Raw genomic sequence first — 14,060 nt, forward strand, 5'->3', positions numbered from 1 at the left:
AACGCGTGCCTTTCATAGTGGATCCTGAGTAGCGGCCTGTAAAGTCAGGGGGAGATTTCCTGGCCGTCATTTTTGACCCGGGCGGGTGACTGCCTATACTCGAAGGAGAGTTTTTACAGGCTCTCCCTGACACCCCAAGGAGACGGATTCATGAAAGCATTTTTTCATCCGACGCAGGACCTGCACATCCCGAAGACGTATTTCACCCGAGGCCAGATGCGCCAGCCTCAGGAGGTGCCTGATCGCACCGGCCAGATGCTCGAAGGCCTGAAAGCCATGGGCATCCCGGTACTGCAGCCGGCCGACCAGGGCGCCGGCCCGATCTCCAAGGTGCACGACCTGGGTTACCTGCGATTCCTGGAATCCGCACACCGGCGCTGGATGGAAATGGAAGACTGGGGCGACGAGGTGATGTCGAACATTTTCGTACGTTCCCCCAACGCCATGCGGGGCATCCTGGCAGAAGCCGCCTGTTACCTGGCAGACGGCAGCTGCCCCATTGGCGAGAATACCTGGAAAGCGGCCTACTGGTCGGCTCAGACCGCTCTGGGTGCCGCCGACGCGCTGATCGCCGGAGAACGCAACGCCTACGCCGTGTGCAGGCCACCGGGCCATCACGCCCGCAAGGACGCCGCCGGTGGATTCTGCTACCTGAACAACGCCGCCATCGCGGCCGAGCACCTGAAGAGCCGGTTCCCGCGAACGGTGATCCTGGACACCGACATGCATCATGGCCAGGGCATTCAGGAGATCTTCTACGACCGCAGCGACGTGCTGTACATCTCCATCCACGGCGACCCCACCAACTTCTATCCGGTGGTCAGCGGCTTCGAGGACGAACGTGGGGAAGGCGAAGGCTATGGCTACAACATCAACCTGCCCATGCCCCACGGCTCCAGCGAGGAGGATTTCTTCGCCAAACTGGATGAAGCCGTGGCCGCCATTCGCCTGTACCAGCCGGATGTGCTGATCCTGACCCTGGGTTTCGATATCTACAAGAACGACCCGCAGGCGAAAGTATCGGTGACTTCCGAAGGCTTCTGCCGGCTGAGCACGCACCTTCGTCAGCTGGGTTTACCCACGCTGGTGGTGCAGGAAGGCGGGTATGACCTGGACGCTCTCAGCGAGAACGTCCAGCAGTTTTTCAAGGGGTTGGAGGGCTGATCAGACCGCCGGGGCATACACCTTGATATTGCCATGCCCCTCTGCCTTCAGGTGGCCGGCGTGCATGCGGCTCATGGTGCCCCGGTCACAGTACAGCAGGTACTGGCGGTTGCCCGGCAGTTCCGCCACCTGCTGATTCAGCTCGTAGAAAGGAATCTTGAGCACGTCGTTGTTGGTCAGGGTCAGTGGCGAGCGTTCTTCTTCAGACGGGTGGCGAACGTCGATAATCACGTCATCTACCGACGGCGTCTGGATCAACTCCACCTCTTCCGGCGTCTGGGTGCTGTCCAGGAGCTGGCTGACCATGGTGTCGGTACGGTTAGCGATGGCATCGGCCAGGGCGGCCGGGTCCATGTTCGCCTCTTCTTCCTCCACGCGATGCAGCCTGGCACGGGTGACCGGCTTGCTGGAAATCACGCCGCAATACTCCGGCATGTTGCGGGCAAACGGCTCGGTACCGATGTCCTTGGCAATTCGAATGATTTCCTGCTTGTCCATCGCGATCAGCGGGCGCAGCACCACCTCGTCACTGGCACGGTCCACCACATTCAGGTTGGTCAGGGTCTGGCTGGAGACCTGGGCCACCGCATCGCCCATGACCAGCCCAGAGGCGTTGTAATCCCGGGCGATCTCGGCAGCGGCCTTGAGCATCATCCGTTTGAGCACCACGCCCCAGTGGCGATGGTTGACCGAGCGCATGATCTCGGCGACCACACCCTCAAACGGCACAGAAATAAACTTGACGTTGTGGGACGAACCATAACGCTCCCACAGGTAGTGAGCCACCTGGCGCACGCCCACTTCATGGGCCGCACCGCCCAGGTTAAAGAACAGATAATGACTGCGAATACCACGGCGCATCATCAGGTAGGCAGCCACCGACGAGTCGTAGCCGCCGGAAATCAGCGTCATCACCGTTTCTACCGTCCCCAGCGGATAACCGCCAAGACCCTCGTGGCGACGATGGGCAATGTGGTAGCTGTCGTCCTTTACCTCAATACGAACTTCCAAATCCGGTGATTTCAGATCTACGCCTTTGGCGCCGGAGCCCTGCAACAACGCCGCACCCACCGAACGCTCCAGGTCAATGGAACGGAAATCATGATCGCCATGGCGGCGGGCGCGAACGGCAAACGTCTTGCCTTTCAGGCGTTCGGCATAGGCCTGCACCGCCTTTTCGCCCACATCGTCAAGATCGACAAACGGAAACACCCCGATCTCCTGGATGGTCGAGATGCCGGGAATGCGCACCAACTCATCAATCACCGGGCCGGCAAGGCTGCGGCCATCGGGCACATCCACGTCCACCCGGTCCCAGCTGCCATCCACACGGATCTCCGGATCCAGCCGGGCCAGTAATTTACGGATATTCTGCCGCAACTGGCGCATCTGCTGCTGGCGAACGGGTTTACTCTTGATAGCCACTTCCGGGGCGGGACGAATCAGCAATTTCATAAAAAAGACTTTGATCGGAATAACGTCGGGTGGCGTAAAAGCCAGAAAGGCCTTAGTGTACCCTTTCGCCAGACTGGCTCAAAATCCGTCATTGCCGAAACCATCAGGAGCTTCACCAACGATGACTGAAACCACCATGAATGCCCTGGTCTCCCCCGAGGGCAGCCTCGAGATCCTTTCCAACTACGAGGTAAACCGGCTCAAGGACAAGAGCGAGGGTGGTCTGTATCGCCTGTTCCGTCAGTGTGCACTGGCCGTGCTCAATACCGGCGTCGAAACCGACGACTGTAAGGAATTGATGGAAGCCCACGCCGATTTCGATGTACGGCTGGTGCCCCAGCCCCGGGGGCTGAAACTGGAACTGATCAATGCGCCCGGCCACGCCTTTGTGGACGGCGAAATGCTACGCGCCATCCGGGAACACCTGTTTTCTGTGCTGCGCGATATCGTTTACAGCCACTCCCTGCCCAACAGCGTGGCGGGCTTCCGCAAAGACAACCCCGAAGACCTAACGAATCTGGTGTTCCACATTCTGCGCAACGCCAGGGTACTGGAGGCGGGGCGTCAGCCAGACCTGGTGGTGTGCTGGGGCGGCCATTCCATCAGCCACGACGAATACCAGTACAGCAAGGATGTCGGGCACCAGTTGGGGCTGCGCGGCCTGAGTATCTGCACCGGTTGCGGCCCGGGCGCCATGAAAGGCCCGATGAAAGGCGCCACCATCGGCCACGCCAAGCAACGGGTGAAGAATGGCCGTTACATCGGCATTACTGAGCCGGGCATTATCGGTGCCGAGGCGCCAAACCCGATTGTAAACGAGCTGGTGATCATGCCGGATATCGAGAAGCGTCTCGAGGCCTTTGTTCGCTGTGGCCATGGTGTGATTGTATTCCCGGGCGGCGTAGGCACCGCAGAGGAGATTCTGTACCTGCTCGGCATTCTGCTGCACCCGGACAACGTTGACCTGCCTTTCCCGGTGGTGTTTACCGGCCGCCAGGAAAATGCCGAATACTTCGAAATGATCGACAAGTTTATCCGCAACGCCCTGGGCGATGAGGCTGCCAGCAAATACGAGATCATCATCGATGATCCGATACGGGTCGCCCAGACCATGAAGCAGGGCATGAAAGACGTGGAGACCTTCCGCCGCGCCATGCAGGATGCCTACTACTTCAACTGGATGCTGAAGATAGATCCGGTATTCCAGCTACCGTTCGAGCCGAACCATGACAACATGCGGGCTCTGGAACTGCATCGCGATCAACCGGTTCACCTGATTGCGGCGAATCTGCGCAAAGCGTTCAGCGGGATTGTGGCGGGTAACGTGAAGGAAAGCGGAATCCGGCAGGTGCAGGAGAAAGGGCCGTTTGAAATTGCCGGCGACCCGACGCTGATCAAGCCTCTGGAGGCCATGCTGGAGCAGTTCGTGGCGCAGAACCGGATGAAGCTACCCGGATCCTCAGCCTACCGTCCGAGCTATCGCATTGTCAGTGGTGCGGCCTGAGCCGCACCACTGACAAACACAACGTCTTACTTGCCGCCGTCGGCCGGCAGGCTGGCGTAGTAAGCTGCCAGGTTGGCAATGTCAGCATCGCTCAGGGCTGTGGCCTGACCCTGCATCACCGGAGCCTGTCCACCCTGACGCTGGCCTGCCTTGTACGCCTTCAGAGCTGCAACCAGGTACTGCTCTTTCTGGCCAGCCAGGTTCGGATAGATGGGCACCTGAGAGATACCGTTCTGGCCATGGCACGCGGCACAAACGGCGGCCTTGGCCTTACCAGCTTCGATGTCACCCGCGGCCATGGAAGCGACCGGTACCATCGCGCCAGCTGCGAACAGGCCCGCTACTGCAAGATGCTTCAGATTCATTGTGTTAACCCTCTCATCGTTTTAACGTTCACATTCCGGCATAAAACCGGTCAGTAACTCAGGTTTCACTTATAGCACACCCGCCCGTGAGCTCAAATGTGATAGATCAAGGACTTTCGTGCGACCATAGTCCTCTTTTACGCCTGAGCGTAGTGAACGACAGTACGAACAAACCACAAATACCCAATCAGAGATACCACCGGAGAACCAAGCCATGCCAGTTGAGGTACAGGAGCTCCCCTGCCGGGAAGGACACATCGGCCTGCTCACCCTGAACGAGCCGGGCACACTCAATGCCCTGACCGAGGAAATGGTCAACCAGGCGCAGCAGGCGCTGGCGCAATGGGCCGAGGATTCCCGTATCTGCCTGGTGGTTCTGCAGGGGGCGGGAGACCGGGCGTTCTGTGCCGGAGGCAACATCCGGGCCCTGTACCCGGCACTGACCGGCGATGGCGATAAAGCCGCACCCGCGCGGTTCTTTGCGGCGGAATACCGTCTCGACTTTACCCTGCACCGGTTCCCCAAGCCGGTGGTGGGCATGGCCGGCGGCATTGTCATGGGCGGGGGCCTGGGCTTGCTGGCGGCCTGCCGTTACCGGTTAATCTACCCGAATGTCACCATGGCAATGCCCGAGATCAGCATCGGTCTGTTCCCCGATGTGGGCGCGAGCTGGTTCCTGAACCGTCTCCCGGGCCGGCTCGGATTGTTTATGGGTCTGACTGGCGCTCGACTGAATGTCGCCGACGCCTTGCGAGTGGGCCTGGCGGATATGGTGATCGAAGCAGACCAGAGCAGCGCCCTGCTTGAACGGCTGCAGGAGGAACGCTGGAGCGGTGAAACCGCCGCCGACGACAACCGCCTGTTCCGCCTGCTGAACCAGCTGGAAGCGCTGGATTACCGCACGCTGGCTCCGGGGCACCTGGAACAGCACGAACAGACCATCGCACGCCTGAGTGCAGGCGATGAGCTACCGGCCATCGTTGAAAAACTCGGGAATTCGGAGAGTACCGACCCCTGGTGGCAGGCGTGCATCCATACCCTGAAGACCGGCTGCCCGGTCACCGCCTGGCTGATCTGGCACCAGATACAGAAAGGCCAGCAGATGTCGTTGAAAGATGTGTTCCGCATGGAGCTGGCCATGGCCGAAGAGTGCACCCGGAGACCCGATCTGGCCGAGGGCATTCGCGCCCTGCTGGTAGACAAGGACCGCGCCCCAGAGTGGTCTTATCCCTCGGTTGCCGAAGTACCGCAAGAGGTGGTTGAACGGCATTTTCAGCCGGTGTGGGATGACACGACCGACCCAATGATGCTGGACAGCCTCTGAATCAGCGGGCGGCGCCCGCCTGCACCAGCAGCATTTCAAGATCCTGATTGTTGCTGGCGCGGGCAAGATCCAGAGCGGTGGTGCCATCCGCCCGGCGATAGTGCACATCGGCACCGGCCGCCAGTAGCATCTCGGCGGTCAGAAGGTCACCGCTGGCCACCACTTTCATCAACAGGGATTCGCCACCCTGGCTGACGTTCACGTTGGCGCCCGCCGCCAGCAAGGCCCGGACCACCGCAAGATGACCATTTTCAGCAGCCTGGATCACCGCGGTATTGCCGTCGGCACTGCGTGCATTTACCTCTGCGCCCGCAGCCAGTAACAACCGGACAATGCGGCGGTTACCGTTGGTGGCAGCCACCATAAGCGGAGTTTGCTCCGCTCTGGCCTGGGCATCCGGCCTTACCCCCATGGACAGCAGCTCAAGTACCGCCCGATCCTCATTGGCGCGCACCGCAGCCATCAGTTCCTCCGGGCCGGCACCGGCCTCTCTGGTTTCAGGTGCTGACCCGGTTGTACTGCATCCGGCCAGCAGCGTCAGTGCCAGGAAAAATACCAGGTGGAAATAGCTGCTCGCGTCCCTGCCCATGTCGGAAGTCTCTTGTTTGCGTTTTGCAGCTATTCTGCTCAGCCAGTCACCGGAATTAAATCGAACCGGTCACAACTCCGCCTCGTTTTGCAGAAGTTCACGTACCAGCAATCGCAGTTGCGTTTCTGCGTCTCGCTGGCCCCGGCAAAGCCCGGCATCCTGCAACTGTGCCCAGGACCAGCCCTGCAATACGGCACGACACCAGAGCATTGCCTCCGGATGGCTTTGAATTCGTTGAGGCATACCCTTGCAGACAGAAAGCCCCTGCAAGACCGGCAAAGTGAGTTCAAATCCGCGAAAGCCATACGCAAAGTGGGTCAGATCCCGCCGATCATCGTCATCTAGCCATACCTGTGAGGGCAAAGCTTCGGAGACGGCCAGCAACAGCTCATGGTCCAGCTGAGGCCAATGGCGGGGCACCAGAGCGAGCCAGTGTCTGGCGAAACGGGTGCTCAGCTGTTGCTGAAGTTGCTGCCCCGGCTCAGAGGTGCCCATCAGCATTTGCAGGGAAAACTCTCCGGTGGACGCCTCCTGGCTCAGACCCATACGCACGATGCGCAGGCCACATCGGTGCCAGAACGCCAACAAACCCGGTTCGCCGCCAAAGCTGGTACCCAATGCATCCATTCCATCCTGAACACAGGCCTCATGGGCAGCCGCCACCAGCCGTTGGCCGACCCCAAGCCTGCGTGCCGATTCCGCCACCGCTACGCGGACCACTCGAAGGGTTTTCAGGGTAGCGGCAGTGGGCATCCCCCCATGATTGGCCAGTGACTGGGCCAGCAGATGGCCCCTGAGCCGCCGTTTTCCGGCGACAATCTCATCCGCCAGCTCCGGAGCCAGGCCTCCCTCTGTGGACGCCCAGAGCACGCCGATGGTCTGCCCCTTCACACTGGCGCGCCAGGTCAGCGCGACGGGGTCATCAAGCCACTGCCGTAGATCGCCGGGCGTGGTCCGGTAATGAGCATTGACCAGCAGACCAAAGGCCTCCGCCAGGGTCTGTTCGCTGGCCGCGGCAGGTTGCCAGCGTTCAATGCGCACGTCGCCGGTGACAACCGATTCCGGCTCCGGCGCATCCGCCGACAACAGATACAGCTGGAAGATCAGCCGCTCCAACGGGTCGCCTTCTGCCCAGCGAATCGGCTCACGAACGCTGACTGCGCGCCAGTGCGGGGTTTCCTGCTCCAGAATCTGTCGGAAACGCAAGGCAAAGCCCCGGCCGGTACCTTCATAGCCATGCACCGTACTGGCAAACACCACCCTCGGCCAGCCCAGTAACACGGCTTTCAGCCACTGCGCCGGCAACCCGGCCGCTTCATCCACCATGACCACTTCCGCCGCCGGCCGCTGCGACAACAACTCCTGTGGTGGCAGAAAGCACAACTCATGACCGGACCGGGTGGTCAGTTGAGTCGGCGTATCCATTGCCAGAGCATCACCCAGTTCCTGCCGGGCGTGACCGAACAGGGTAGCCACGTTATCCGCTGAAGGCGCCGTCACCAGCACCCGTTTCCGGCCTGATTCGAGCAAGCGAGCAGCAGCGATGCCAAGTGCCGCAGATTTGCCGCGCCCACGATCGGCAGTAATCACCAGCGGCCGTCGGCGGCGGCCCTGGCCAGTGCGCACAATGTCGGCAACCAGAGCCTGCTGCTCGGCCGTCTGCCCGGGTTGAAAGCCCGTCCTGACCGGTTCCGGCCGGTTAAGATCAGGCACGCTGGCATCTTCCGCCACAAGCCTAATGACATCGGGATCTTCGGCCAGTATCGCCGCCAACCGGGCAGCAAAGGGATGAGCACTCGTCCGATCCAGCCCGGTTCGGCCATAGTCCGGATCGTCAAAGTCCGACCACTGCGCCAGCGGGGGCATCAACCAGAACAGCAATCCACCGGCCCGTAATGTGCCGGACAGTGCCGCAAACGCGTCCGGAGACGTTCCCTCCCAGCCATCCCAGACCAGTACGGGCAGTTCCCGGCCCAGTACACGCTGGTAATCTTTAACACGCAGATGACCGAGCCCAGCCCTGGCCGCATCCTGCTCGCGCCCGACCCAAATTCCCTCAGCACTCGACAACGCCTGCAACAACCCGGCTACCCGGGCCACCGCAACCTGCCGCTCCCCCTCAACCAACACCATCCGGCGCTGGCCACTATCCGCCAGGGCTTGCTGGAACGCGCACCAGTCAGAGGCTGTTGTCTCGGTTTGATTACTCACGTTAATTCGGACCTGCTGGGCATAAGAATGTATCGGAGCCTGAGTTATGCCGGGATTATGCGGCAGCGCTATCCGCACTACCAGTTGCCCAGTACAATAGCGACTATGCCGAGCCAAACCCAAGCCCCCGACCACCTGTCCCTACCGGATTACCTGACCGACGAGCAGCGCGCCATCATCACGGCCGGTTACGAGCATGCGGTGATTACGGCCGTGGCGGGCAGTGGTAAAACCTCCACGCTGGCCTGGCGCATCCGCTACCTGCTGGCCCAGGGCCACGATCCGGACCGGATGCTGGTGCTGATGTTCAACCGCAGCGCCAAGGTGGACTTTGAGCGCAAGTTACAGTCCGTCTGCAGTCAGAGCGGGCTGGCTCTGCCGGAAATCCGCACCTACCACGCCATGGGCCTTCGGCTGTATCGTCGGTTCGTCCGCGAAGGCTATCTGCCGGGCTTTTCGGAAAAGATCCTGACCGAACAGGAGATCGGCTTCCAGGCCTGGCTGCTGACCCGGCGGCTGGCACCGGAGGAACTGGCCGATGAAATCCGCCGCAACAAGAAGGATTTTGTCGAAACCGCCACCGGCTTTATCGACCGCGTCAAAACCGGGCTGGCACCCGCGGAGGTGGTATTCGAGGAGCTGGGCTACTCCGACAAACACCGCTACCTGATCGACCTGTTCCATTCCTTCGAGCAGTGGCGTAAAAGCGAAAGCCGTATCAGCTACGCCGACATGCTGTATGAGCCGGTGATGGCCATCCATCAGAACCCGCCATTGCAGCGCCTGGTGGGTAACAAAATGGATCTGATCCTGGTGGACGAGTACCAGGACACCAACGAGATCCAGCACCTGCTTCTGCGTTATGTGGCCGGTGACCGCGCCCGGGTAACCGTGGTCGGCGACCCGGACCAGACTATCTACGAATTCCGTGGTGCCCGGCCCGAGTTCATTCTGCGCAAGTTCAGTGATGAGTTTGAAAGCCCGCTTGAGCAGACCCTCAGCTACACCTTCCGTTACGGCCACCGGGTGGCACTGCTGGCCAACCATCTGATCTGCCACAACACCGGCCGCCGGGATGTGATGTGCCATTCCCACCCGGGCACCCCCGACACCGAAATCCATCTGCATCAGGCCGAAAACGATGGCAACCAGGTGCTTTCTATCCTGCAGGGACTCGCGCCGGAACAACAGAGCCAGAGCGCCATCCTGTTCCGGGTCTGGAGCCAGAGCGTGCCGATTGAACTGAAACTGCTGGCACGCCAGATCCCCTACCGGATCGACGCCGGTAAGGGCGCGCTGTTCAGCCGCGAGGTTCAGGCGGTGCAGGCCTTGCTGCTGGTGGTTACCCGTCGGCTCGACAAGCTCGCAGAAAATGACCGACTGGACATTGCCCGCCAGATTCTGAGGTTCCCCCATGTGGGCCTGAAAGAACCGGAACTGGAAAACCTGGCCCGGTTCCTGGCGGCGTTCGACACCGGCTGGCACGAACGGCTGCTCAGTCTGGATTTCGACGCCCTGGCGCCCATGGCGGCCAGAAAGCTGAAAAAACTCGGTGAAGTCCTGCAGCAACTCGACCGCTATCAGGGGCCGGTAGCTGGCCTGATCACAGTCTATGCCGAGCACATGGATCTCTATGAGGGTATTCGCAGTCTCGCACTGACCCATGACAGTGCCGAGGAGCGGATTGATACCATTCAGGGTTTTCGCGACTACCTGAAAAGCCTGGAAGTCAATGCCGACGGAGCCCTGGACCACCTGAGCCTGCTGAAACAACAGGCCAGCGAACATCGGGACGAGGGTGTCCTGCTGTCCACCATCCACCGAACCAAGGGACTGGAATGGCCCGTGGTAATCATTCCCGGCCTGCAGGAGAAATATCTGCCCTACAGCCCTCGTCCCCAGGACGATGCCCGGGCCCTGCTGGAAAGCGAGCGCAGGCTGCTTTACGTGGGCATGACCCGCACCCGCCACCATCTGCACCTGATTACCCGGCCCTCCCCGGCCAGCCCGCATCTGGCGGGCGACCAAGGTCCCAGTCGATTTGTTTCCGAACTGTGCTTTGGATTAGCCCAGGAACTCGGCTCCGCGCTGGATACCGGTACTGCCCCGACAGACCAGCCCCTGAGGCTGGACCACCCGTTAACCCCCGTGAGTCTGCGATACGCTGAACGCGAGGGCGTTCAGCTGGAAAGCGAAGGAACAGTGAGCCAAAACACGGCGGAACCAGTGTGGCATCAGCAGCGTCTGACCCATGCCATCTTTGGCACGGGCGAGGTTATCTCGGAAGATGAAAGCTCGTTCGAGGTCCGGTTTGGCAATGGCGACAGGCTGAATTTCAGTAAAAAAAGCGCGCACCTGTATTTCACGCCAGCGGGTGATTGATCTGTCGCCTGTGAAGGCTGCGTACAAATGCGAGGACGTCGAGAGATGCCAAATTTTGTGTTTTATGGCTTACTGGCCTAGATTTTCAGTAACGTGGTGTTTTACCGGAGTTTATCCGTCTTCAACGGAGACAGCTTCAGGACATAATAATCAGACAGGAGGTTCTGCATGAAGCTCATGCGCCCGGTCGCTCTGGCCGCCCTTGCAACATCCCTTACAACACCAGCCCTGGCGGAACGCCAGGAAACCATCTACATCAACCCGTTTGCCGGCTTCCAGCTCTTCGACGATAAACGGGACCTGAGTGAAACCGGCACCTTCGGTGTAGGTGTTGAGTACCGTTTCCGCCCTCACTGGTCAGTTGAAGCCGTGTACTCACGGGCCGATGCCGACCGCAAATATGTGTCTGGCGAATCCGATTTCGACGAAGTCCGGGTAGACGGCACCTATTACTTCGCCGGCCCGGAAGCTGCCTGGAATCCCTACGTGTCTCTGGGGGCGGGCCATGCCGATTTCGGGCTGGGAGACTCCATTTCCTACCGCTCGGCAGGGTCTGACCACGATGAAACCCGTGTCAATGTGGGTACCGGCTTCCGCTACAACGTCAGTGATGGCATTTCTATTCGTGGCGATCTGCGGGAATTCCATGGCATTGATGAAAGCACCTTCGACACCATGGTCTCGCTCGGCTTGAGCTGGGCCTTTACCCGCACGGTTTCTGCCCCGGCCCCGAAAGCCCCGGCCGATGCCGACAACGACGGCGTGCCCGATAATCGCGACCAGTGCCCGGGCACACCGGCCGGTGCCAGCGTCGACAGCCGCGGCTGCGAGCTGGACAGCGACAATGACGGCGTGGCGGACAGCCGCGACCAGTGTCCCAACACCCCAGCCGGGGCCGAGGTTAACAGTCGCGGCTGTGAGCTCGACAGCGACAACGACGGTGTGGTGAACAGCCAGGATCAATGCCCGGACACCACCGCGGGCGCCACGGTCGATGAAACCGGCTGTGAGGGCATTACTGAAACGGTGGAAACCATTGAACTGCGGGTTCAGTTCCCCACCAACAGCTCTGTTATTGACGACGCCTATGACAACGAAATTCGTCGCGTCGCCGATTTCATGGAGGAATACCCGGAAACCACCGTTGAGATCGCTGGCCATACCGACAGCGCCGGTGAAGCGGGCTATAACCAGTTTCTGTCCCAGCGCCGGGCAGAAGCGGTTGCCGGTCGACTGACCGGGCCTCTGGGGGTCGATCCGGACCGTGTCAGCGCGGTGGGCTATGGTGAAGCCGAGCCTGTTGCCACCAATGATACGCCGGCTGGCCGTGCCCAGAACCGTCGTGTTGAGGCACGCATCCAGGTTCGCCGTTAAGGCAATCCGGGCAACCTCGGTAAGGCGCCTTCGGGCGCCTTTCTTTTTGATTCCGCAGTCAGAAAGCGCTCAGGCTTTCAACCGCCCTCACGTTCTGCATCCAGTAACAGGTTTCTTGGCGTCAGCTGGCGATCACAGAAGGTGCCCAGTCGAACCCGGTAACCCTGTTCTTCCAGAAACACGGCATAGTCCAGGACCAGCCAGAGCTCCAGGGGCCGCCGGAAAAGATGGCGCAGCAGTTCATGCCGGCGCACCTGACGATATCGTGCCTCACCGCGTGCCAGCCATTCTACCCAGTCAACATCGGCGGTCAGTGTCAGTTGTTTCTTCGCCGCCGCCCAGCGACAGAAGTCCTCGAAACGGCCATTATTGAGCCGGGCCGGGTGCGACGGCACCGGCAGGTAGTGCCCGTTACCGGTCAGCTCCCGTTGCAGCGCATCGAACCCCAGACGCCAGGTACTGATGCGTGTGGTTTGCTCGCGCACCCGCTCCGGTGCCGTGACCGTCTCCTGAACCGCCAGCCTCAGATCGTTGCGGTCTACCGACAAACACTCGCCATACTCCCGGGTTTGCCGGGCCTGAAGCTGATACCGTTCACCCCCGGTCAGATGATAGCAGCAGGGTGACAGACTGAGCCGGGGCAAACCGGCCTGGGCACCAGATTGCATCAGCCGGCGGTGCAGATCGCCACAGGCGTGCAGCGCCACCCCATGGTGGCGCTCAGGCAGTTTGAGGCCATCAACCATCACATCCTGATGAGACAAGCGAACCGGGTCGCCATAGTGTTCGGCAAGGCGGTTGCCATCGGTCACCAGTTCCGGATTCCACTCAAATCCGGTTACCTGCACCACACCCCGCCGGGCCAGGGTCCGGCCCAGATGCCCCTTGCCACAACACCAGTCCAGTACCGGATAGCCCAGGGGCGAAATTGCAGCGGCGAATGCGCCGGCCTGCTGTCGTTTTCGGCCAGGCATATCAACGGCGGCCACCTCCGCCAGTTCCGCCTGCCGGCCCTCGGCCTCGGTCGCCAGACGGGGTAAATCAAGCAGATCCCGGTACCGGGCCAGCGCCGGGACATAGCCGGCTAACACCGAGGACAGTTCCGGGAGCCGCTCCTCCCAGTCCTGACACTCCACCTCTGGAAGCGCCTCCAGCCAGCGCGCCAGGTCCGGATGCGCGTCGCGCCAGGCGGGGGCAGGTTCCATGAACGGGATGGGGCGCCAGAGTGGCTCCAGTTCCCGCAGCCAGTCATTCAAAGACTGCCAGCGCTGGTAAAAACAACCCGAGGCTTGGTGTAAACTCGCCGCCGGAGGTAATGTCATGAAACTGGCCTTTGTACTGGTTGAACCGAAAGTCCCGGAAAATGTCGGCGCCGCTGCGCGGGCCCTGTGCGATCTGCTTACCGGCTTTCCGATGGCGGTCAGCTATCCGTCCCTGAATCTGTCCCAGGCGGTCATGCTGTATGCCTGGGAGCTGTCCGGACTGGCGCGCCAGAGTAACAGCACGCCCGAGGTCGCCTCGGATGCCAGCCTCGGCGCCTTGCGACAACGCCTGGAAACACTGTTACCGGCGCTGGAGGCACCGGCCGACAGCAAGCTGTCGCAGTGGGTATTCCAGCGCCTGCCCATGCTTTCCGAACGGGACGTCGGCTTTGCTCACACCCTGTGCGGCAACCTCGAGCGCAAACTCTGA

11 protein-coding genes are annotated in these 14,060 nt (G+C 61.0%); 6 read left to right on the forward strand and 5 right to left on the reverse strand.

Annotated features, from left to right (window positions below; translation table 11 throughout):
• The first annotated feature begins 150 nt into the window (after positions 1-150).
• Positions 151-1,164 (forward strand): histone deacetylase family protein, encoded by a 1,014-nt coding sequence (locus tag Q675_RS35985; RefSeq protein ID WP_023012097.1) that lies wholly within the window; start codon positions 151-153, stop codon positions 1,162-1,164.
• Here Q675_RS35985 and thiI read toward each other — a convergent pair whose 3' ends face one another.
• On the reverse strand, positions 1,165-2,619 hold the full coding sequence (thiI, locus tag Q675_RS35990; RefSeq protein WP_023012098.1) for a tRNA uracil 4-sulfurtransferase ThiI: 1,455 nt from the start codon (positions 2,617-2,619) through the stop codon (positions 1,165-1,167).
• Positions 2,620-2,740: 121 nt separating this feature from the next.
• On the opposite strand from thiI, the gene ppnN reads away from it, so the two are divergent.
• Entirely contained in the window at positions 2,741-4,123 is a 1,383-nt protein-coding gene (gene ppnN / locus Q675_RS35995) for a nucleotide 5'-monophosphate nucleosidase PpnN (protein ID WP_011787057.1), read from the forward strand.
• A 26-nt stretch (positions 4,124-4,149) separates the two neighbouring features.
• Here the strand turns inward: ppnN and Q675_RS36000 are convergent, their stop codons facing one another.
• Positions 4,150-4,488, reverse strand: a complete 339-nt coding sequence (locus Q675_RS36000; RefSeq protein WP_011787058.1) for a c-type cytochrome — start codon at positions 4,486-4,488, stop codon at positions 4,150-4,152.
• A gap of 214 nt (positions 4,489-4,702) precedes the next feature.
• Here Q675_RS36000 and Q675_RS36005 point away from each other — a divergent pair, with 214 nt between their 5' ends.
• A complete protein-coding gene (locus Q675_RS36005; RefSeq protein WP_023012099.1) occupies positions 4,703-5,812 on the forward strand; it encodes an enoyl-CoA hydratase/isomerase family protein in 1,110 nt (369 codons plus the stop codon).
• Between the two features lies 1 nt (position 5,813).
• On the opposite strand, the gene Q675_RS36010 is transcribed toward Q675_RS36005, so the two are convergent.
• Positions 5,814-6,401 carry an ankyrin repeat domain-containing protein gene (locus Q675_RS36010; RefSeq protein WP_011787060.1) on the reverse strand — a complete coding sequence of 196 codons (588 nt, stop codon included), beginning with the start codon at positions 6,399-6,401 and terminating at the stop codon, positions 5,814-5,816.
• A 69-nt stretch (positions 6,402-6,470) separates the two neighbouring features.
• Positions 6,471-8,612 (reverse strand): tRNA(Met) cytidine acetyltransferase TmcA, encoded by a 2,142-nt coding sequence (locus Q675_RS36015; RefSeq protein ID WP_031211810.1) that lies wholly within the window; start codon positions 8,610-8,612, stop codon positions 6,471-6,473.
• Between the two features lie 57 nt (positions 8,613-8,669).
• Here Q675_RS36015 and Q675_RS36020 point away from each other — a divergent pair, with 57 nt between their 5' ends.
• Complete coding sequence (locus Q675_RS36020; RefSeq protein WP_031211811.1) at positions 8,670-10,994, forward strand: ATP-dependent helicase; 2,325 nt, start codon at positions 8,670-8,672, stop codon at positions 10,992-10,994.
• Positions 10,995-11,162: 168 nt separating this feature from the next.
• A complete protein-coding gene (locus tag Q675_RS36025; protein WP_023012102.1) occupies positions 11,163-12,368 on the forward strand; it encodes an OmpA family protein in 1,206 nt (401 codons plus the stop codon).
• Between the two features lie 77 nt (positions 12,369-12,445).
• Here Q675_RS36025 and Q675_RS36030 read toward each other — a convergent pair whose 3' ends face one another.
• Entirely contained in the window at positions 12,446-13,690 is a 1,245-nt protein-coding gene (locus Q675_RS36030; protein WP_031211812.1) for a methyltransferase, read from the reverse strand.
• Between Q675_RS36030 and Q675_RS36035 the strand changes: the two genes are divergently transcribed.
• Entirely contained in the window at positions 13,689-14,060 is a 372-nt protein-coding gene (locus Q675_RS36035) for a hypothetical protein (protein ID WP_022993234.1), read from the forward strand. The two genes, Q675_RS36030 and Q675_RS36035, sit on opposite strands and share 2 nt — an antisense overlap.

Origin of the sequence: Marinobacter sp. EN3, assembly GCF_000475315.1 — a bacterium.
GTDB lineage: Bacteria > Pseudomonadota > Gammaproteobacteria > Pseudomonadales > Oleiphilaceae > Marinobacter > Marinobacter nauticus.